The following is a 19,070-nucleotide window of genomic DNA, read 5'->3' as shown; positions in this document are numbered from 1 at the left end:
ACCGCCCCACGGTGCCACTCGGCCTCTCGGCCCGCCGCCCCACCGTCCGGCCAGGGCGCCCCGAACACCGGACCGTCGTCCGGCTCGGGCGCCGAAGCCGACTGCTCACCGCTCTGCACGGGTGCCACGATCATCGGCTCGCCCTGCGCCTCAGGCGTCCCAGGCATCGGCTCGGTCTCGACCTCGGGCTTCTCCAGCCCCGGCTCCCCGTTCGACTCAGGCACCCGTACGACAGGCGATTCCTCCGCCGCCGTCCGCGCCGCCGGTTCGGTGTGCCGTGTGACCGTTCGCGCGATAGGCGGGATGGGCCGTGCGACCGCACGTACCGTCGGCACGGGGCGGCGGGTGGCCGGGCGCGGGGCGGGGGACTCGGCGCGTGCCTCCTCGACGGACCGGCCCAGTTCGCCGCGCAGCCAGTCGATCTCGTCGGCGTCCTGCGCGAGCGCGATCCGCTCGGCGAGGTGCGCCGCGGGCGATCCCGGGGTGCCCTGACCGGGCGGCGTGGGCCGGAACCGGTTCAGGTAGGCACGTTCGTACGGGTCCTTGACGACGTCGGCGATCTCGACAGGCGCGAGGAAGGACGCCACGGCTCCGGCACGTACCCATGGCTCCTTGGACCGCCGCAGCAGTGAACCGAGATGACGTCCGCGCCAGTTGCGGGCGCGCAGGTCCACTCCCGCCTCCAGTTGGCCGCGCAGGGTGTCCGGCGTGCGTCCCTTGAGCAGGTGCGCGTTCTCAGGGCCCCGGGTGAAGTTCCGCAGGTCTTCCGCCAGATAGAGCCAGACCACAGCGCGGTAGCGGTTCAAATACCAGTTTACGGGCACGATCAGCCCGAGACGGGCGAGGCGGGTGAAGCGGCCGGCCGGGATCTCCATGAGTGCCGCGCCCTCGGCGGTTCCCACCACCCGCACACGCTCACGCAGGACTTCCGGGAAATCGTCCTGCGCACGAAGGCGGTCGATCTCCGCGCGCTCCACCCGGCGGGCTCCTCCCCCGCCCTCGTCGGGCACGGTGCGGATGTGCCCGAGGTGCACAGCGAGGTCGAACTCGCTTCGTTTGAGGCCCAGTTCCCGAGCGGCGCGGCTCGGAGTGACGGGCCGGGGCGGACTGAAGATGCTTGCCGACATGGCTGTAACTCCCCCGTGGAGTGGAGGCTCACGCCCTGTGCGCAAGCCGTGTACACACCGTAGCCGGTTCCGCGCATCGCGTGGCGAGCCTGTGGATAACTCCACGAAGGCGGGCGAACTCGCAGGTCAGAGATCTGTGTTGGGCGCCCTCTCGGGCTGCCTGGCATCAACGCCGAGGTGTTCGCCGACGCGGTTGACGAGCAGGGTCATCTCGTAGGCGATCTGGCCGATGTCGGCCTCCACCCCGCTGAGCACGCACAGACAGCTGCCGGTGCCCGCCGCAGTCACGAACAGCACGGCGTCGTCGTACTCGATCATGGTCTGGCGCACCCTGCCCGCGCCGAAGTGGCGTCCCGAACCCTTGGCCAGGCTGTGCAGCCCGGACGCCACGGCGGCCAGATGCTCGGCGTCCTCACGGCGTAGGCCCGTACTCGCGCCCGTGACCAGCCCGTCGTTCGACAGGACGAGCGCGTGCCGCACATGGTCCACCCGCTCGGTCAGATCGTCCAGGAGCCACCCGAGTCCCTGGTTCTGCGCCATCTCCGTCTCCCCGTGCGATGTCTCCCCCTGGCTGGAGGAACTCCCCGCCAGCCTTCACCACGAGCGGCGCCCGGGCAAGCCGGACGGACGCATGGCGCAGAAGATGACCGACGGGTGATGTCGGGCGTTCGTCCCGGACGGCACACATACCGGCAATCGGTCCACGTTCCCGCCGGCTCAGCCGACCGAGTCCAGGAGCCGGGCGGTGTGCATCCGCCCCGCGTACTCGACGAGCCGGATCAGGACTTCCTTGCCGGAGTCCCGGTCGCGCGCGTCGCACAGCACCACGGGGGTGCCGCGGTCGAGGTCGAGGGCGCGGCAGACGTCGTGGGCGCCGTAGGCGCGGGCGCCCGCGAAGCAGTTGACAGCCACCACGAACGGGATGCGCCGGTGCTCGAAGTAGTCGACGGCGGGGAAGCAGTCCTCCAGGCGCCGGGTGTCCGCGAGGACGACGGCACCGAGGGCGCCCTGCGACAACTCGTCCCAGAGAAACCAGAACCGGTCCTGTCCGGGGGTGCCGAAGAGGTAGAGGGACAGGCCGGAGCGGATCGTGATGCGCCCGAAGTCCATAGCGACGGTGGTGGTGACCTTCTGGTCCACACCGTCGGTGTCGTCGACCAACTGCCCTGCCTGGCTGAGCAGTTCCTCGGTACGCAGCGGCCGGATCTCGCTGACGGCCCCGACCAGGGTCGTCTTGCCGACGCCGAATCCGCCGGCGACCAGTATCTTCAGCGCCAGCGCGGCGGTGTCGCCGGTGGCGTCGGAGTGCTCGGAGACCATGATCACTTCTCTCGGGTGGACCGGTTGCAGCCGGCGTCCGCGTACTTCGGGCGTGAAGTCAACATCATGACAAATGAGGCATCCGTGCGGCGGGTTGGACCGAAATGCACCTGATCTGACCGATTCCCGTACGCTCGGCGGCACAGTGCGCACGGATGGGGATGCGGGAGAGCGTTCGTCTTGCTCGGCATGGTCATCTAGAGCGCTCGCAATCCATCGATGACCTCGCGCAGAATCCGCTCGTCGGGCAGGTGCGCCGGGGGTACGGGGCGGCTGACGGAGACACAGCCGAGTTCCAGGAGGTCCCCGAGGAGCACCCTGATCACGCCGACAGGAAGGTCCGCGTCCGCGGCGAGTTCGGCGACGGACTGTGTCTCCGTGCGGCACAGCTCGATCAGAGTCCGGTGTTCGGGGCCGAGCGGTGTGTCGTCGTCGAGCGCCGGGGACGCGGGGACGAGGGTGACAAGGGCGATCAGGTCGAAGCGCACCGCGGTGGGCCCCGGCTGGGTACGACCGCCGGTCATGGCGTACGGGCGGACGAGGGGCCCGGCCTCGCCGTCGTACCACTGGCTGCCCGGCTCCGGCGGGCCGTCCATCGGGTTCTCGGTCATCGGTACCGGCCTTCCGGCTCATCCGGCCGCGGGCGGCTGTGCGCTGACACGAGGTGGCGTGTAGAGGTGCTCGCCGACCCGCTTGACCAGGCGCGCCATCTCGTAGGCGACGAGGCCGATGTCGGCGGTGACGGCGGTGAGCACGGCGAGGCAGGAACCGTCGCCCGCGGCGGCCACGAAAAGGAACGCGTCGTCCATCTCGACCAGGGTCTGCCGCACACCGCCTGCTCCGAAGTGCCGTCCCGCACCCTTGGCCAGGCTGTTGAAGCCGGAGGCGACGGCGGCGAGATGCTCGGCGTCCTCCCGCGCGAGGGCCGTGGAGGCGCCGACGGCCAGCCCGTCGTTGGAGAGCACGACGGCATGCCGTACCTCGCTCACTCGGGTCACCAGGTCGTCGAGCAGCCAGTCCAGTTCGCCGGATCGCTGCCCGGCCCTCGTGTTGGGGTCCTGGATCATGCCGGGTCTCCTTCGCTGCTGTCACTGGCCGTTTCGGGTTCCGGGGCGGCACCGCGGCCGGGCTGCCTGCCGCCGCCGCGCGCCCAGCCGTCGCGGTAGGCCGTCATGCGGTCCCGCACCAGTTCGGGGGTGCGCCGGTCCTCGCCACGCGTGCGTGCCGGGGCCGGCTCTTCGGGCCGTTGCTGCCGGAGCTGAGGGGCGAGGCTCGCCTGGCGCACACGGCGCGGGAGGTCGTCGGAGGGCTCGGAGTCGTGCGGCGGGCGGTGGGGCCTCAAGGCGGTGACTCCGGGGGGCGGGGTCTCGTGGCTCATGCCGTGTCGTACCGACTCGCTGACCACGTCGTTCCGTTCCGGCCCCTCCGCCGTGTCGTGCGGGCCGGGAGCGGTGGCCGCGAGGGCGGGACGGTCCGGCCGTGCGAGGGCGGTCTCCTGGCGCCGACGCGTGCCGGGCACGTGCGCGTACGCGCCTTCCTGCTCGTCGTGGGCCTGTTCGTTCTGCTGGGACGCGGTGTCGGCCGAGCCCCGGTGGAGCAGAGCCGTGGGCAGCAGGACGACGGCGGTGGTGCCGCCGTACGGGGAAGTCCGCAGGTGCACCCTGACGTCGTGCCGGGAGGCGAGCCGGCTGACCACGAAGAGCCCGAGCCGGTCACTGTCGAACAGGTCGAGGGCCTCGGACTGTTCGATGCGCCGGTTGGCCTCCGCGAGGGTCTCGGCACTCATACCGAGACCCCGGTCCTCGATCTCCAGGGCATAGCCGTTGCCGACGGGCTCACCGGTGACGCGCACGCGCGTGTGGGGCGGAGAGAACTGGGCGGCGTTCTCGACGAGTTCGGCGAGCAGGTGGGTGAGGTCGGCGACGGCGGCACCGATGACATGGGCCTCGGGGAGCCGGCGCACCTCCACGCGCGCGTAGTCCTCGACTTCGGATACGGCGGCGCGTACGACATTCGTGAGCGAGACGGGCATGCGCCAGGCCCGGCCGGGTGCCGCCCCGGAGAGAATGATCAGGCTCTCGGCATGGCGCCGCATCCGGGTGGTCAGGTGGTCCAGACGGAACAGGTCGCTGAGCTCGTCGGGATCGTCGGAGCGGCGTTCCATGCTGTCGAGAAGGCTGAGCTGACGGTGGACCAGCACTTGACTGCGGCGGGCGAGGTTGACGAAGACTCCGGAGATGCCGCTGGCGAGCTCGGCGCGTTCCACGGCGGCGTGCAGGGCTGCCCGGTGGACGGTGGTCAGGGCCTCCGAGACCTGGCCCGTCTCGTCCTCGGCCGGTGGTCCCGCGGGGGCCTCCGCCTGAATGTCGAGTTCCTCACCCGCGCGCAGTCTGCGCATCGCTTCCGGCAGCTTGCGACGGGCGATCTCCAGGGCGTCGTTGCGCAGGCTGACGAGCTCGACCACGAGCCCTCGTCCGATGCGGACGGAGATGACCAGCGAGGCGGCGACGGCGGCCAGGCCGAGGAGCACGGCGGCACCGGCGGGGCTGAGCAGACCGCGCGTGACCGGATCGGCGCGGCCGGCGACGGCCCGGCCCGTGTCCGTCGCGATGTTCCGCATTCCTTCCTGCACGCGTGCGTGGGCGGCGTTCCAGGCGGCCTGTGGAGCCGCGCCGGCCTGCCTGGCGCCCGGCACGGCGGTGACGATCTTGTCCTCTGCGCTGCCGAGTGAGGCGTAGGAGCCGCTGTCGGCCAGGTCCCGCCAGGCAGCGCGCTGGGCGGTGGGCAGATCGGCGACGGCCGTGTCGGTGAGGCTGCGGCGCGCGGCGGCAGCGGCGCTGAACAACCGCAGTCGCTCGCCTCGGAGACCCTCCGTTGTCCGCGCGCCGCTGAGCAATGCGTCCTCCTGGGCCAGTGCCTCGGCGGCCCGGGAGAATTCGAGCAGTACGCGCGCGTCGGAGCCGACGTCAGCCTGCTGGATGCCGGTGAGGGCACCGTCCACGGCGAAGGCTGCCGCAATGGTCTTCGTGTACTGCGTATACACCGTGTCCCAGCCGGCCTTGTTGTCGAGTACGGCCGTACGCAGCGTGCGCAGCCGCTCGGCGCCGGTGACGAAGGCGTCGAGGCGGCCGGAGACCGCGGCGGGCAACTCCTCGCTGTCGGCGACGGTGCTGTCGCTGCCGAGCCGCAGTGCGGCGACGGCCCGGTCGGTGCGGGCGGCGAGGCCCTGGAGGTCGCTGCCGTCGTCCGCGCCCGGTGCGGTGGCGTGGCGCACGGCCGCGGTGCGCTCGGCCTGCAGGGCGGCGACGGCCGCGGCCACCGGGGTGCGCAGTTCGGCGTCGACCCGCTCGGACTGGCGCAGCCTCGCGACGTCCTGGGCGGTGCTCACGGTGGCGTACGCCCACAGCGCGAGCAGGGAGACCACAGGCACCATCAGCAGGCTGACCACCTTGGCGCGCACGGTACGAGGGCGCAGGTGCCGGCGATTCACGCGCGCGCGTGCCGTGGTCGGCGACGCGCCGAGGAGGCGGTCGGTGCCCTCGGCGGCGGGCGGTCCGGCGTGCGCACGGCGGCCCCGCGGAGGGCGTTCCGGGGCACCGGCTTTCGGGGAGGTACGGGGTGGGCGCATGGCCTCCTCGCTCGGGACGTGGGGTCGGGGCGCTCGGGCCGGGCTCCCGCTAACGGGCGACGGTCTCGACGGGCCGCTGGGCGGAGGCGGACGCCTCACGCTCGTCGGCGGTGGGTGAGAGGGCGACGAAGGCCGAGGTGATGAAGAGATAGGACCCGAGGCCGACGGCGAGGGGGAAGATGAACTGCATCGCCGTGGCCCCGGGCAGGGCCTCGCCGGAGGGGTTCACATGCACGCTGACCGCGAACATCCCGGTGTAGTGCATGCTGCTGACGGCCGCTCCCATGAGGAGGGAGGCGACGGTGACCGCGAGGGGCGACTTGATGTTGAGGCCGGCCCACAGGGCCGCTGTCGCCGCTACTACGGCGATCAGCACCGACAGTCCGACGAGGACGGGGTCGTACCGGACGTCTCCGTGCAGCCGGACCGCCGCCATGCCCAGGTAGTGCATGCTGGCGACGCCCAGCCCGGTGGTGAGTCCGCCGATCAGGAGCGCTCGGTTGCGGGCGCGGCTGTAGCCGACGACGAAGACGCCGGCGCAGACGACGACCATGGCGACGAGGAGGCTGAGGATGGTCAGCGGCACGTCGTAGCGGATGTCGGTGCCGCTGACGCGGAAGCCGAGCATGGCCACGAAGTGCATGGTCCAGATGCCCGTCCCGATCGCGGAGGCCGCGGTGACGAGCCAGTTGCGGCGCGAGCGGCCGGTGGTGGCGAGCGCGCGGACGGTGCAGCGCAGTCCGAGTGCGGCGCCGGTACAGGCCATCACGTATGACAGCACGGGGGTCAGCCAGCCGAAGGCGGCGTGGTCCAGGTGTCCCATGGCCAAGGGACGCTAGGGGGCACGGGCGCACATAGGGGGCGCATTTCGAAAGCTGGTGGAATATGACAGGTGGATGCGACGGAACGATCGGGTCCGGCCCGAACATGTGCGCCTACATATCCCTCGTGACGGTGAGGAATCATGCGGAACATGAGCGACGACCACACACATGTGCAGGAATTCTTCGGCGCCCGGGCCGCCGACTGGGACAGCCGGTTCCCCGACGACGGCCCCGCCTACGCGGCCGCCGTGGACGACCTCGGACTGCGGCCGGGTGACCGCGTGCTGGACGCGGGCTGCGGCACCGGACGTGCCCTGCCGCCGCTCCGGGCCGCCGTGGGCCCCTCCGGGGTGGTGCTGGGTGCCGACCTGACGCCGGAGATGCTCCAGGCGGCCGTGCGGGCGGGGCGGGAGCGGGACGGGTGGCTGCTGCTCGCCGACGTCGCCGCACTGCCACTGCGGCCGCAGACGCTGGACGCCGTCTTCGCGGCCGGTCTGATCGCCCACCTGCCGAACCCGGTGGACAACCTGCGGGAACTGGCGCGCGTGGTGCGGCCGGGCGGCACGCTCGCGCTGTTCCACCCCATCGGGCGGGCCGCCCTCGCGGCCCGGCAGGGCCGCCAGGTCACCCCCGACGACCTGCGCGCCGAGACCAACCTCGGTCCGCTCCTGGCCCGTTCGGGATGGCGCATGACGTCGTACGTCGACGAGGACGCGCGCTTTCTCGCGCTCGCGACGCGCGAGAACTGAGCGGCACGCCGCTGCGGACACCCCTCGCGCCGTGCCGCGCAGGCTGAGAACCGCCGGTGGGGCCGGTCCGCCGGGCAACCGTGCCACGGCGCCGGCCGGCCTTCCTTGCCGGCGCCGGCTGCGCGATGCCCTCGCCTCACTCGGCTGCTTCGGCCGCCGAGGGGTCCCTGTGCCATACCGGGCAGCCACTCAGTCCGGGGACCGGGCGGGTACCCAGGCCGTCGACTCGGTAGCCGTTCGGGTAGCCCTTGATCTCCCGGTTCTGGCGGGCGAAGTGCGGGGCGCGGCGCGGCGGCAGCAGCCGGACGAGCCGGCCACGCGTGCGTACGGCGCGGCGCACGAGCGCGGTGGTGGCCGCCCCGGGCGGCGCGTAGCGGAAGGCGTGCAGCAGCGGCTCGTCGAGCAGGGCGAGGGTCGCCGTACGCAGCACCGGTGCCAGCGGCCGCGGATACCAGGACGCCATCAGGTCGAGGGTGGCGTCGGAGACCTGCCGGGACTGTTCGTCCCAGCCGAAGTGGTCCCGCTCGTAGGCGTCGAGGAGTGCTTCGAACTCCTCATAGGTCCCGGGGATGCCGGGGATGCCCATGTGCCGGCCCAGGGTGCGGTAGTACTCGGTCGCGGCGACGATCTCGTGCCGGGACAACCGCCGCCATCCGTAGGCGTCGATCCATCGTCTGGGCACCACGACGAAGGTGCTCAGCACATAGCGCATGTCGTCGTCGCTGATGTCGTAGCTGCGGTGCATCTGGTTGATGCGGCGGATCGCCGTGCGGCCCTCCTCGGCCGCGAAGCCGTTCTCCACGATGGTGTCGAGGAGCAGCACCGTGTCGTCGTACCGCTTCTGCGTGCGCTCGGTCAGCTGCGCCGTCTCGGCGAGCAGCCGGCCGATGCTCGGCACGGCATAGGTGCGGTACAGGGCCAGTTCGAGCGCGCGCGTGTAGTCCCAGGGGAACTCGAAGGCCGTGCTCAGCCGGTAGATCTCCACCGCGTCCGCCACCGGGTCCAGTCGGCGGATCCTGCCGAGCCGTTCGAACCGCTTCACCCTGCCGTCCTCCTTTCTCCCGAAGGAGGCTCAACTCTACGGTGAGTGACGACATGTGAATCGTCGGCGACGGCGGCCCTGGGCTCGATCAGGGCAGCGGAAGGGGCGTGCGCACAAAGTGTTCGAGGCAGTGCTGCTGGGATCCGTGCTCTCCTCGGGCCGTCCACACGCCATCGGACACCGTGCGTCCATCATGGACGTTTCGCCCCCGTCCAGGCGGAAACCTGCAGCTCCGCGTGGTGTGGGGAGTCGTGACAACGGGCTTCCGCTCGCACTAGGGTGCGCGCCGTTGGACGAACCACTGGGAGGCTGGGATGGCCGGGACGGATGATGAGGCCGTCGCCGCCGCAGACGATGCGCTGTACGTGCTGACGGCGGTACTGCTGACGCCGGCGCAGTTTCCGAGCGTTCTGGGCGACGACTATCCGGAGGCATGTGCCGCACTGGGACTCGCGCCCCGTGCCGACGGGTACGGCCTGGTGCTGGGCCAGGACGGCGCCGGTGCCCGCTGGACGGTCGTCATCGACGACGTCTCGCTGGTCGCCGTGGCGATCGCGTCCTGGGACTGCGGCATGGAGTACGAGCTGTCGCCGGACGAGCGCGCGGTCGTGGCCGCCCTGCCCGGCTGGCCCCTGGCGGTCGCCGTCGCGGCACCCGGCGTCCCCGCACCGCACGACCCCGCTCCCGACGTGGCCGACGGACCCCCGCTGAGCCCTCCGGACACCGGCATCTGGGGGCCGGCCCAGCGCCGTCTGGGCGCCGACGAGATCGCTCTGCAATGGGCGGCATGGCGGGAGCAGATCAACGACGAGGAGTTCACCACGCCAGGCCCGTCGGCAAAGGCCGCGGAAGCCTCCCCGCAGAGCAGGGAGACCGAGGAGACCGCCGAGCCCTTGGTGGAGGGCGGAAACGTACCGCACAGTGGCCATCGAGGGGTCCGGCGGGTGCTCGCGGAGGCGCGCGCCTACGTCGACTCGCCGCCGCCGCTCGGCCGGGTGCGCTCGTCGTTCGCCCCGGGTGACGCCCGGACGCTGCGGGCCGACGGCCCCGGCTGGTCGCTCGTGGCCCGAACCGACGACATCGCGTTCGTCCTGCTGGACGACGAGCCGGGCGAGGTGCTGCCGGTGGGCCGGGGCCCCGAGCTGCCAGGGCTGCTGGAAGCCCTCGACAAGATGGCTGTCCGGCCGAGCTGAGACCTGGCAGCCCTCGGCTGCCACCGGTCGCGCGCTCACCCGCCCCGTGGCCGCGCTGCGGGACAGCGCGGCCACGGGGCCGTCAGGGCCGCGCTGGGGGTCCGTGCAACCCGCCCCCGCCGTCCGGCATCCGTGCGAGCCGGTGCCGCGGACCGTCCGCCGCCGAACGCCTCAGCGGCCGAGTTCCTTGCGCGTCACCCTGCGGAGCCTGCGCCGCTGTGAGGGGTCCAGGGCCAGATACGCGGCCACCGGGACTCCGACCACGATCAGGAACGCCACCCACCAGGGCAGCCATATCAGCAGGATCAGCCCGACCGCCACACCTCCAGCGGCGATCTTCGCGTTCTTGGACATGAGCGTCGCCTCCTTCGCGGCCACTGCCGCTCTCTGCTCAGAAAACGGCCCCGGGCTCCCCGCGGTTCCGGGCCCCGACCCTGAGACATCCCCGAGGCCCGCCCCCTAATGGTCGCGCCTGGGCTCTGCTCGCAGTATCGCTCCGCCACGAGCCAGTTGTCGGCCGCGCGATGCGATGTCGTCCGCTGACGACGGCCACCGGTCGAACAGATTGTGAAGTGGCGCGGATCACGGCATCGGCACGAGGGGCTGTGCTCGGCGTTCCTGTACCCTCGGCGACTCCGAGACAGGTAGTCAAATTTGAGGAGTGCGCCATCCCTGTGCAGACTCTTCCCACGGAGCCGCCCTCCGAGCTGGCCGAACTGGCCTGCTGCTGCGCCGTGTTCCTGCCGTCCGACCCGGCTCGCTCGGGCCGGTTCGCCTTCTGGCGCCGGGACGGTGAAGCCCTGCCCGCCGTCGCCGACGGCTCCACGGCGGAGCTGGACATCGTGCTGCCCGCGGCGGACGGCGATGTCGAACAGGTCCGTACGACCGCGCTTCTGCTGCCCATACCCAGTGCCCTGTCGATGCTCACGCGCACGCGTGCGCTGTCACAGGGGCACCGCTCGGCCCGTTTCTGGCACGCCGCCTGCGAACTGGCCCTGCATTTCCTCGCCCGGGGCCTGCTTCTGCCGGGTCTCTCCCCGGGCGATCACGACGCCTGGCGGGTGGGCCCGCTGTCCGCCCGGGACGCGGAGTTGGTCCGCGAACTCGCCGCCGCCATGCCACCGGAGGCTCACGCGGTACCGCTCACGGCCGCGGAGCCGACCCGGCTGCCCGACCCGGAGCGGCTGCTGCGCGCCTTCCTTGACGCGCTCGCCGACGTGCTCCCGCGCTCGCCCGCGGCCCCCTTGGTGACCGGCGGCCCCGCGTACGCGGCGACCGAGCCGCGGCGCCTGCCCGAGCTGCGGGCCTGGGCGGACGACATCGCCGCCGGCCACGACGCGGGCGTACGGCTGTCGCTGCGCATGGAGGTCTCCGGTCTCGACGTGGACGCCACCGCGCGGGACGACGGCGGAGCCCGGTTCCGCGCGGTACTGCAAGTGCACGGTCCGAGCCGGGCGACGGACGTCCTCGACGCCGTAAGCCTGTGGACCGGTGCCGGGCACACGCACGAGACGTACGGTGCACGCGCGCGTGCGGACGCGCTGCTGGCGCTGCGCCGCGCGGTCCGCGCCTGGCCGCCGTTGACGCCGCTGCTCTCCTCCGCCGTACCGGACGCTGTGGACCTCGCCGACGACGAGATCGCCGAACTGCTGGGCGAAGGCACCCGGGCGCTGACCGCGGCGGGAGTCGACGTCCACTGGCCGAAGGAGCTGGCCCGCGACCTCACCGTGCACGCGACGATCGGACCGCGGGACGACGGCACGGCCGGTCCCGGAGAAGCCCCGGCTCCCTCGGCGCTCCTGTCGGCGGACACGACGGTCGCGTTCTCGTGGGGCTTTTCGCTGGGCGGGCGGGAGGTGTCCCGGGCGGAGCTGGACCGGCTGGCGGAGGCCAAGCGGCCCCTGGTGCGGCTGCACGACGGGTGGGTCCTGGTCGACCCACGGCAGGCGGACCGCGCCCGGATGCGGCAGGACCGTCCCGTCACGGCCGTCGAGGCGCTGGCCGCCGCTCTGACGGGCTCGGCGGAAGCCGACGGACAGCAGGTCGGCGTGCGCTCGACGGGCTGGCTGGAGCGGCTGCGGGAACGGCTCACGGACAGCGAACCGGTGCGCGTCGTCGGACCGCCGCCGAGCCTCGCCGCCACACTGCGGGACTACCAGCTGCACGGTCTCGACTGGCTGGCGCGCATGACGTCCCTCGGTCTGGGCTGCTGTCTGGCCGACGACATGGGTCTCGGCAAGACGGTCACGCTGATCGCTCTGCATCTGCACCGGCAGACGGACGCCTCGGCCATCGGTCCCACGCTCGTCGTCTGCCCGGCCTCCCTGCTCGGCAACTGGCAGCGCGAGATCGAGCGGTTCGCCCCGGGCCTGCCGGTGCGCAGGTTCCACGGGCCCGCGCGCGATCTCGGCTCCGTCGCGGCCGGGGAGTTCGTGCTGACGACGTACGGCACGATGCGTCTGGACGCCGGGCGGCTCGCCGGGGTGCCCTGGGGCCTGGTCGTGGCCGACGAGGCGCAGCATGTGAAGAACCCCTACTCGGCGACCGCGCGAGCGTTGCGTTCCCTCGGCGCACGCGCGCGCGTGGCGCTCACCGGCACTCCGGTGGAGAACAATCTCACGGAGCTGTGGGCGATCCTCGACTGGACGACCCCCGGCCTGCTCGGCCGCCTCGGCGCCTTCCACGCGCGGTACGCGCAGCCGGTCGAGGGCGGCCTCGACCCGGCCGCCGCGCGGCGGCTGTCGAAGCTCGTGCGACCGTTCCTGCTGCGACGGCGCAAGTCGGACCCCGGCATCGCCCCCGAGCTCCCGCCGAAGACCGAGAGCGACCGTCCGGTCCCTCTCACACCCGAACAGGCAGGCCTGTACGAGGCGTTGGTCCGCGAGACGCTGGACCGGATCGCGGCTGCCGGCCCCATGGTCCGCCGGGGCCTGATCGTGCGACTGCTGACCGGCCTGAAGCAGATCTGCAATCACCCGGCGCAGTTCCTCAAAGAGGACGATCCACGGCTCGCCGGCCGTTCGGGAAAGCTGGAGCTGCTGGACGAGCTGCTCGGCACGATCCTCACGGAGGGTTCGGGCGTGCTCGTCTTCACGCAGTACGTGCGCATGGCCCGCCTGCTCGAACGCCATCTGGCCGCCCGCGGCGTACCGTCGCTGCTGCTCCACGGCGGGACCCCGGTCCCTGCGCGCGAGGCGCTGGTACGGCGTTTCCAGGACGGTGAAGTGCCGGTGTTCCTGCTCTCCTTGAAGGCCGCCGGGACAGGCCTGAACCTCACCCGGGCCGAGCATGTCGTGCACTATGACCGCTGGTGGAACCCCGCGGTCGAGGCGCAGGCGACCGACCGTGCGTACCGCATCGGGCAGACCCGTCCGGTGCAGGTCCACCGGCTGATCGCCGAGGGCACTCTGGAGGACCGGATCGCGGACATGCTCGCCCGCAAAAGGGAGTTGGCGGACGCGGTGCTCACCACCGGTGAAGCGGCGCTGACGGAGCTGACGGACGCGGAGCTGGCGGCACTGGTGGAACTGCGCGGGGAGGCGCGATGAGCCCTTACGACGACGAGCACACGCGCGTGGCCGGCCGCACGTTCGCCGCGCAACCGCCGGTGCGTGGGGGCGGATTCGCGCGGAGCTGGTGGGGGCGCGCCTGGCTGCGGGCCCTGGAGGACGCGGCCCTGGACGGCGCGGCGGTCAAGGCGGGACGCCGGCTCGCGCGCGCGGGCGGCGTCGGCGCGACGACCGTACGTCCGGGCCGGGTCACGGCAGTCGTACGGGAGCCCGGAGGTGCCGCCCACCGGGCCGACGTCCTGGTGCCGGTGCTGTCCGAGGAGGAGTGGGCGCGGTTCCTGGACCTGGCCGTGGAGGAGGCCGGGCACATGGCCGCGCTGTTCGACCGGGAGCTTCCCCCGCACCTGATCGAGGACGCCGCGGTGAGCGGGATCGAGCTGCTGCCGGGCCTCGGGGAGCTGGAGCCCGCCTGCGACTGCGGAACGTGGGACCACTGCGGACACACCGCAGCGCTGTGCCACCAGGTCGCGCGCCTGCTGGACGACGATCCATTGCTGCTCCTGCTGCTGCGCGGGCGGGAAAGGGACGTGCTTCTGGCGGAGCTGCAGGTGCGCAGCGTCGCACCCCGCGCCGAAGTCACCCCGCCCGGACCCGAGGGCGTGGACGCGGCGGAGGCGTGGGCGGCCGGGGACATCCTGCCACCGCTGCCCGAGCTGCCCGGACTGCCCCGGACGCCCGGCACGCCGCCATCCTTCGACACCGGTGCGGCAGAGCCACCCGCGATCGATCCTGTGGCTCTGGGGCACCTGGCGGGCCGCACTGCCGTGGAGGCGTACCGGCTGCTCGCCGAGATCCTTCGCGGCGACCCGCAGGACAGCTCCACCACAACCGCCGCAACCGCCGCAACCGCCGAGCAGGACGCCGTACGCCTTGCCTGCGAAGCGCCCGTCGGTGCCGTCACCGAGCGGCTCGCCGAAGGGTCAGGGCGCGGCCGCGAAGGGTTGACGGCCGCTGTCCGGGCCTGGCGCGCCGGAGGTGCGGTGGCCCTGGCCGTGCTCGACGAGGAGCGGCCGGTGGAAGGCGCGGCGCTCGCACGCGCACGCGTGGTGCTGGACGCGGCCTGGGAGGAGGGCGAGGAGCCGTCGTTCGACCGGAGCGGCAACCGGTGGACCGTGGCCGGCGAAGGCGTTCAGCTGCGCCTGGACGCCGACGGGCACTGGTGGCCGTATCGCGCCGAGGCCGGCCACTGGATCCCGGTGAGCGGGCCGGACGACGACCCGGCCGCCGCTCTCACCGTGGCTCGTACCGGCACGGATCCGGAGGCCGCTCCGGCCGTGGCGCCGTCTGGCACGAAGTCGGAGGTGGACAACGAATTCTGACTGGTCGTCGCCGGGCTGCCTTCGCGCGTGCAGGTCTCCGCGCGGGCGAAGGCGCTTAACCCGGCACGTGTCCGAGGGGCTGTGACCGGTTTTCCGGCGGCTCCGCGGAACTCGATGAGGGCCGGGAGCGAGCGGCTCACGTCACCGCCGTTCGCCCCGGCCCCTTCTCACGCTCCGGTAACGGCACGCGCGCGTGGGGCCGTTCAGCCACGCGCCCCGAGCAGGTGGTCCATCGCCAGCTGGTCGAGCCGTTCGAAGGCCATGCCGCGTGCGGCGGCCGCCTCCACGTCGAAGTCCTCGAAGGCCGTGCGGTCGGCGAGCAGGGCCTGCAGGCCGTCGGCGGCGGTCGGCTGCGCCAGCTGGTCCAGCCGGGAGGCACGCAGCGCCTCCTGGACCTCCGGGTCGGCCCGGAAGGCGGCCGCACGCTCCTTCAGAATCAGGTAGTTGCGCATGCAGCCCGCCGCCGACGCCCACACGCCGTCGAGGTCCTCGGTCCGCGGCGGCTTGAAGTCGAAGTGCCGGGGACCCGCGTAGCCGGCGCTCTCCAGCAGGTCGACCAGCCAGAACGCCGCCCGCAGGTCACCCGCGCCGAACCGCAGGTCCTGGTCGTACTTGATGCCGGACTGGCCGTTGAGGTCGATGTGGAACAGTTTGCCCGCCCACAGGGCCTGCGCGATGCCGTGCGGGAAGTTCAGGCCGGCCATCTGCTCGTGCCCGACCTCAGGGTTGACGCCGTACAGCTCGGGGCGCTCCAGCCGCTCGATGAAGGCCAGGGCGTGTCCGACGGTGGGCAGCAGGATGTCGCCGCGCGGCTCGTTCGGCTTGGGCTCGATGGCGAAGCGGAGGTCGTAGCCCTGGGCGGTGACGTACTCGCCGAGGAGGTCGAAGGCCTCCTTCATGCGATCCAGGGCCGCGCGTACGTCCTTGGCGGCGCCGGACTCGGCGCCCTCACGTCCGCCCCAGGCGACGTAGATCTTGGCGCCCAGCTCGACCGCGAGGTCGATGTTGCGGATGGTCTTGCGCAGCGCGTAGCGGCGTACGTCGCGGTCGTTGGCGGTGAACGCGCCGTCCTTGAAGACGGGGTGTGTGAAGAGGTTGGTGGTGGCCATCGGGACGGTCATGCCGGTGGCGTCCAGGGCCTGTCGGAACCGCTTGATGTGCGACTCGCGCTCGGTGTCCGAGGCGCCGAAGGGGATCAGGTCGTCGTCGTGGAAGGTCACTCCGTGGGCGCCCAGCTCGGCCAGGCGCTGGACCGTCTCGACCGGGTCGAGGGCGCGTCGGGTGGCGTCGCCGAACGGGTCCCTTCCCTGCCAGCCGACGGTCCACAGGCCGAAGGTGAACCTGTCCTCGGGGGTGGGCTGGTAGCTCATGCCGCGGCTCCTTGCTGCGTTGCGACTATTTCGTCATGGCCGTTTACAAATTAGTATGCCCGCGCACCGCTGGGAAGAGACAAGATGCAGATACCGCACATCCGCGGAAGAGGAGAGCCCGATGTCAGCAGCCGAGGGTCCGCTCGTCGTCGGCGTGGACACATCCACCCAGTCCACGAAGGCACTGGTCGTCGACGCGTCGACCGGGCAGGTGGTGGCGAGCGGCCAGGCGCCGCACACCGTGTCCTCGGGCGCGGGCCGGGAGAGTGATCCGCGTCAGTGGTGGGACGCGCTGTGCGAAGCACTCAGCCAGTGCGGTGACGCCGCGCACGAGGCGGCGGCGGTGTCCGTCGGCGGCCAGCAGCATGGCCTGGTCACCCTGGACGAGCGGGGCGAGCCGGTGCGTCCGGCGCTGCTGTGGAACGACGTCCGCTCGGCGCCGCAGGCCCGCCGACTGGTCGACGAACTGGGCGGGCCGAAGGCCTGGGCGGAGCGCACCGGCAGCGTGCCCGGCGCGTCGTTCACCGTCACGAAGTGGGCGTGGCTGGCCGAGCACGAGCCGGAGGCGGTCCGCGCGACCCGGGCGGTACGGCTGCCCCACGACTACCTCACCGAGCGCCTGACCGGGCAGGGCACGACCGACCGCGGCGACGCTTCGGGCACCGGCTGGTGGGCGTCCGGAACGGAAGGCTACGACGAGGAGACCCTCGCGCACATCGGTCTCGACCCGGCGCTGCTGCCCCGCGTGGTGCGGCCGGGCGAGGTGGCCGGCACCGTGCGTGACAGCCATGACCTGCCCTTCTCCAAGGGCACGCTGGTCGCCCCTGGCACCGGCGACAACGCGGCGGCGGCGCTCGGTCTCGGTCTGCGCCCGGGCACCCCGGTGCTCAGCCTCGGCACGTCCGGCACGGTGTACGCCGTCTCCACGCACCGCCCGGCCGATCCGACGGGCACGGTGGCGGGCTTCGCCGATGCGCACGGGGACTGGCTGCCGCTGGCCTGCACCCTGAACTGCACGCTCGCCGTGGACCGCGTCGCGGCGCTGCTGGGGCTGGAGCGCGAGGCGGTGGAGCCGGGCGGCTCGGTCACCCTGCTGCCGTACCTGGATGGCGAGCGCACCCCGAACCTGCCGCACGCCTCCGGGCTGCTGCACGGCCTGCGCCACGACACGACCGGGGGCCAGCTGCTCCAGGCCGCGTACGACGGTGCCGTGCACGCGCTGCTCGGGGCCCTCGACCTGGTCCTGGACGAGGACGCGGACCGCAGCACCCCGCTGCTGCTGATCGGCGGCGGGGCCCGGGGAACGGCCTGGCAGCAGACGGTACGGCGGCTGTCAGGACGGCCGGTCCAGGTGCCCGAGGCCCGGGAACTGGTCGCCCTCGGGGCCGCCGCGCAGGCCGCGGGGCTGCTCACCGGCGAAGATCCGGCCGCGGTGGCGCGCCGCTGGAACACAGCCGCGGGTCCGGTGCTGGAGGCGGTGGAACGGGACGAGGCCACGCTGGAGAGGATCACCGGGGTACTCTCCGACGCGGCCCCGCTGCTGGAGCGGGGGACGGACACCGGGCCGCAGGCGTGACGCCGGGCGGCGGACACCGAGGATTGACGCAGGCATGACCGCACCGCTGCACACGCCACGCCCGCCGGGCGCCGGCCGCGCCCTGCCGGACACCCAGCAGGGCATGCGCCGGCGCAATCTGGCCCGCGTGATGCACGCGGTCAGCGCCGAGGGTTCGCTGTCCCGGGCGGCGGTCGCCTCGCGCATAGGGCTGACTCGGGCGGCCGTGTCGACGCTGGTGGACGAGCTGATCCGGTGGGGTCTGCTGGAGGAACTGGGCCCGGAGCGGCCGGGCCGGGTGGGCCGGCCCGGGTCGGCGCTCGCGGTGAGCGGCCGCGGTCCAGCGGGGATCGGCGCCGAGATCGGCGTCGACCACCTCGCGGTGTGCGCGATCGACCTGCGCGGCACGGTCCGCACCCGGGCCGTGCGGCGCGGGGCGAACCGGGGCCGGGCGCCTGAGGCGGTGACGGCGGAGCTGACGGCACTGGTGCGCCGCGTCGTCGCCGAGGCCGAGCGAGAGGAACTGTGGCCCGCCGGGCTCGCCGTCGCCGTCCCCGGACTCGTGGCCCGGGACAGCCGTACGGTCGTCCGCGCCCCGAACCTGGACTGGCACGACACCGACATCGGCGCCCTGCTGCCCGGCGAGTGGCCGCTGGCCGTGGACAACGAGGCCAACTACGGCGCCCTGGCGGAGCTGTGGCTCGGTGAGGACACCCCGCGCGACTTCCTGCATGTGTCGGCCGAGATCGGCATCGGCGCCGCGGTCGTCGTGGACGGCGGACTGCTGCGCGGGACCCGGGGCTTCGCGGGCGAGCTGGGTCATGTGCCCGTACGGCCGGACGGGCCGCAGTGCCCGTGCGGCGGCCGCGGCTGTCTGGAGCAGTATGCGGGCGAGGAGGCGGTGCTGCGTGCGGCGGGGCTGGAGCCGCGCGAGGACAGGGTGGGCCTGCTCGCGGGGCGCGCCGAGGAGGGCGACGAGAGCGTGCGGGCGGCCCTGCGCGACGCCGGCGCCGCGCTCGGCATCGCGCTGACCGGGGCGGTGAATCTGCTCGACCCCGAGACGGTGGTCCTGGGTGGCGCCCTGGCCGGCCTCTCCCCCTGGCTGCTGCCGTCCCTGGAGACGGAGCTGACGGGCCGTACGGCGGGCCCAGCCTGCCCGGTGTCCGTGTCCCGGCTGGGTCCGGAGGGCCCGCTGCTGGGTGCGGCGCACTCGGTCGTCCGGTCCGTGCTGGACGATCCGGCGGTCGTGGCGGAGCGGTCCTGAGGCTGCTCGTGGGCTTCCGACGGCCCGTACTCCCCCCGTCGATGCCCTGAAGTCACCCGATCGGGTGGCCGAGTTTTCCACAGGCGGCGGGCTGTCCACGGATCCTCCGC

15 protein-coding genes and 1 pseudogene are annotated in these 19,070 nt (G+C 72.9%); 6 read left to right on the top strand and 10 right to left on the bottom strand.

Features of this window, described 5'->3' with window-relative positions; translation table 11 throughout:
• Window positions 1–296: 296 nt before the first annotated feature.
• From O1G22_RS36105 to O1G22_RS36075, 7 genes and pseudogenes are all read right to left on the bottom strand, one after another.
• Window positions 297–1,127 (bottom strand): annotated as a pseudogene (locus tag O1G22_RS36105) (DUF6397 family protein); the annotation flags it as partial.
• Between the two features lie 126 nt (window positions 1,128–1,253).
• Window positions 1,254–1,667, bottom strand: a complete 414-nt coding sequence (locus O1G22_RS36100; RefSeq protein WP_270085133.1) for a roadblock/LC7 domain-containing protein — start codon at window positions 1,665–1,667, stop codon at window positions 1,254–1,256.
• A 177-nt stretch (window positions 1,668–1,844) separates the two neighbouring features.
• Window positions 1,845–2,447: a GTP-binding protein gene (locus O1G22_RS36095; RefSeq protein ID WP_270085132.1), complete on the bottom strand. Its 603-nt coding sequence runs from the start codon at window positions 2,445–2,447 to the stop codon at window positions 1,845–1,847.
• Window positions 2,448–2,644: 197 nt separating this feature from the next.
• The gene (locus O1G22_RS36090; protein WP_270085131.1) at window positions 2,645–3,058 is read right to left on the bottom strand and encodes a DUF742 domain-containing protein; all 414 of its coding nucleotides are present in this window, start codon (window positions 3,056–3,058) and stop codon (window positions 2,645–2,647) included.
• Window positions 3,059–3,076: 18 nt separating this feature from the next.
• Window positions 3,077–3,514, bottom strand: a complete 438-nt coding sequence (locus tag O1G22_RS36085; protein ID WP_225098965.1) for a roadblock/LC7 domain-containing protein — start codon at window positions 3,512–3,514, stop codon at window positions 3,077–3,079.
• Entirely contained in the window at window positions 3,511–6,075 is a 2,565-nt protein-coding gene (locus O1G22_RS36080; RefSeq protein ID WP_270085130.1) for a sensor histidine kinase, read from the bottom strand. Before O1G22_RS36080 ends, O1G22_RS36085 begins: the two co-directional genes overlap by 4 nt.
• A gap of 49 nt (window positions 6,076–6,124) precedes the next feature.
• The gene (locus O1G22_RS36075) at window positions 6,125–6,898 is read right to left on the bottom strand and encodes an MHYT domain-containing protein (RefSeq protein WP_270085129.1); all 774 of its coding nucleotides are present in this window, start codon (window positions 6,896–6,898) and stop codon (window positions 6,125–6,127) included.
• A gap of 150 nt (window positions 6,899–7,048) precedes the next feature.
• Here O1G22_RS36075 and O1G22_RS36070 point away from each other — a divergent pair, with 150 nt between their 5' ends.
• Window positions 7,049–7,648 carry a class I SAM-dependent methyltransferase gene (locus O1G22_RS36070; protein WP_270085128.1) on the top strand — a complete coding sequence of 200 codons (600 nt, stop codon included), beginning with the start codon at window positions 7,049–7,051 and terminating at the stop codon, window positions 7,646–7,648.
• 136 nt (window positions 7,649–7,784) lie between these two features.
• Here O1G22_RS36070 and O1G22_RS36065 read toward each other — a convergent pair whose 3' ends face one another.
• Window positions 7,785–8,690 (bottom strand): oxygenase MpaB family protein, encoded by a 906-nt coding sequence (locus tag O1G22_RS36065; protein WP_270085127.1) that lies wholly within the window; start codon window positions 8,688–8,690, stop codon window positions 7,785–7,787.
• A gap of 314 nt (window positions 8,691–9,004) precedes the next feature.
• Between O1G22_RS36065 and O1G22_RS36060 the strand changes: the two genes are divergently transcribed.
• Window positions 9,005–9,883 (top strand): hypothetical protein, encoded by an 879-nt coding sequence (locus tag O1G22_RS36060; protein ID WP_270085126.1) that lies wholly within the window; start codon window positions 9,005–9,007, stop codon window positions 9,881–9,883.
• A 171-nt stretch (window positions 9,884–10,054) separates the two neighbouring features.
• Here O1G22_RS36060 and O1G22_RS36055 read toward each other — a convergent pair whose 3' ends face one another.
• The gene (locus O1G22_RS36055; protein ID WP_225098959.1) at window positions 10,055–10,237 is read right to left on the bottom strand and encodes a hypothetical protein; all 183 of its coding nucleotides are present in this window, start codon (window positions 10,235–10,237) and stop codon (window positions 10,055–10,057) included.
• Window positions 10,238–10,557: 320 nt separating this feature from the next.
• Here O1G22_RS36055 and O1G22_RS36050 point away from each other — a divergent pair, with 320 nt between their 5' ends.
• Both O1G22_RS36050 and O1G22_RS36045 read left to right on the top strand, forming a co-directional pair.
• Window positions 10,558–13,431, top strand: coding sequence for a DEAD/DEAH box helicase (locus O1G22_RS36050; RefSeq protein WP_270085125.1), 2,874 nt, complete (start codon window positions 10,558–10,560; stop codon window positions 13,429–13,431).
• Window positions 13,428–14,771 (top strand): SWIM zinc finger family protein, encoded by a 1,344-nt coding sequence (locus O1G22_RS36045; RefSeq protein ID WP_270085124.1) that lies wholly within the window; start codon window positions 13,428–13,430, stop codon window positions 14,769–14,771. Before O1G22_RS36050 ends, O1G22_RS36045 begins: the two co-directional genes overlap by 4 nt.
• A 203-nt stretch (window positions 14,772–14,974) precedes the next feature.
• On the opposite strand, the gene xylA is transcribed toward O1G22_RS36045, so the two are convergent.
• Complete coding sequence (gene xylA, locus O1G22_RS36040) at window positions 14,975–16,141, bottom strand: xylose isomerase (RefSeq protein WP_270085123.1); 1,167 nt, start codon at window positions 16,139–16,141, stop codon at window positions 14,975–14,977.
• 121 nt (window positions 16,142–16,262) lie between these two features.
• Here xylA and xylB point away from each other — a divergent pair, with 121 nt between their 5' ends.
• Together xylB and O1G22_RS36030 are read left to right on the top strand one after the other, a co-directional pair.
• A complete protein-coding gene (xylB, locus tag O1G22_RS36035) occupies window positions 16,263–17,717 on the top strand; it encodes a xylulokinase (RefSeq protein ID WP_270085122.1) in 1,455 nt (484 codons plus the stop codon).
• 34 nt (window positions 17,718–17,751) lie between these two features.
• On the top strand, window positions 17,752–18,960 hold the full coding sequence (locus O1G22_RS36030) for an ROK family transcriptional regulator (RefSeq protein WP_270085121.1): 1,209 nt from the start codon (window positions 17,752–17,754) through the stop codon (window positions 18,958–18,960).
• The last annotated feature ends 110 nt before the right edge of the window (window positions 18,961–19,070 follow it).

Origin of the sequence: Streptomyces camelliae (genome assembly GCF_027625935.1) — a bacterium.
GTDB classification, from domain to species: domain Bacteria; phylum Actinomycetota; class Actinomycetes; order Streptomycetales; family Streptomycetaceae; genus Streptomyces; species Streptomyces camelliae.
The sequence above is the reverse complement of the archived record's forward strand: the minus strand, read 5'-3'. Positions and strand labels throughout refer to the sequence as shown.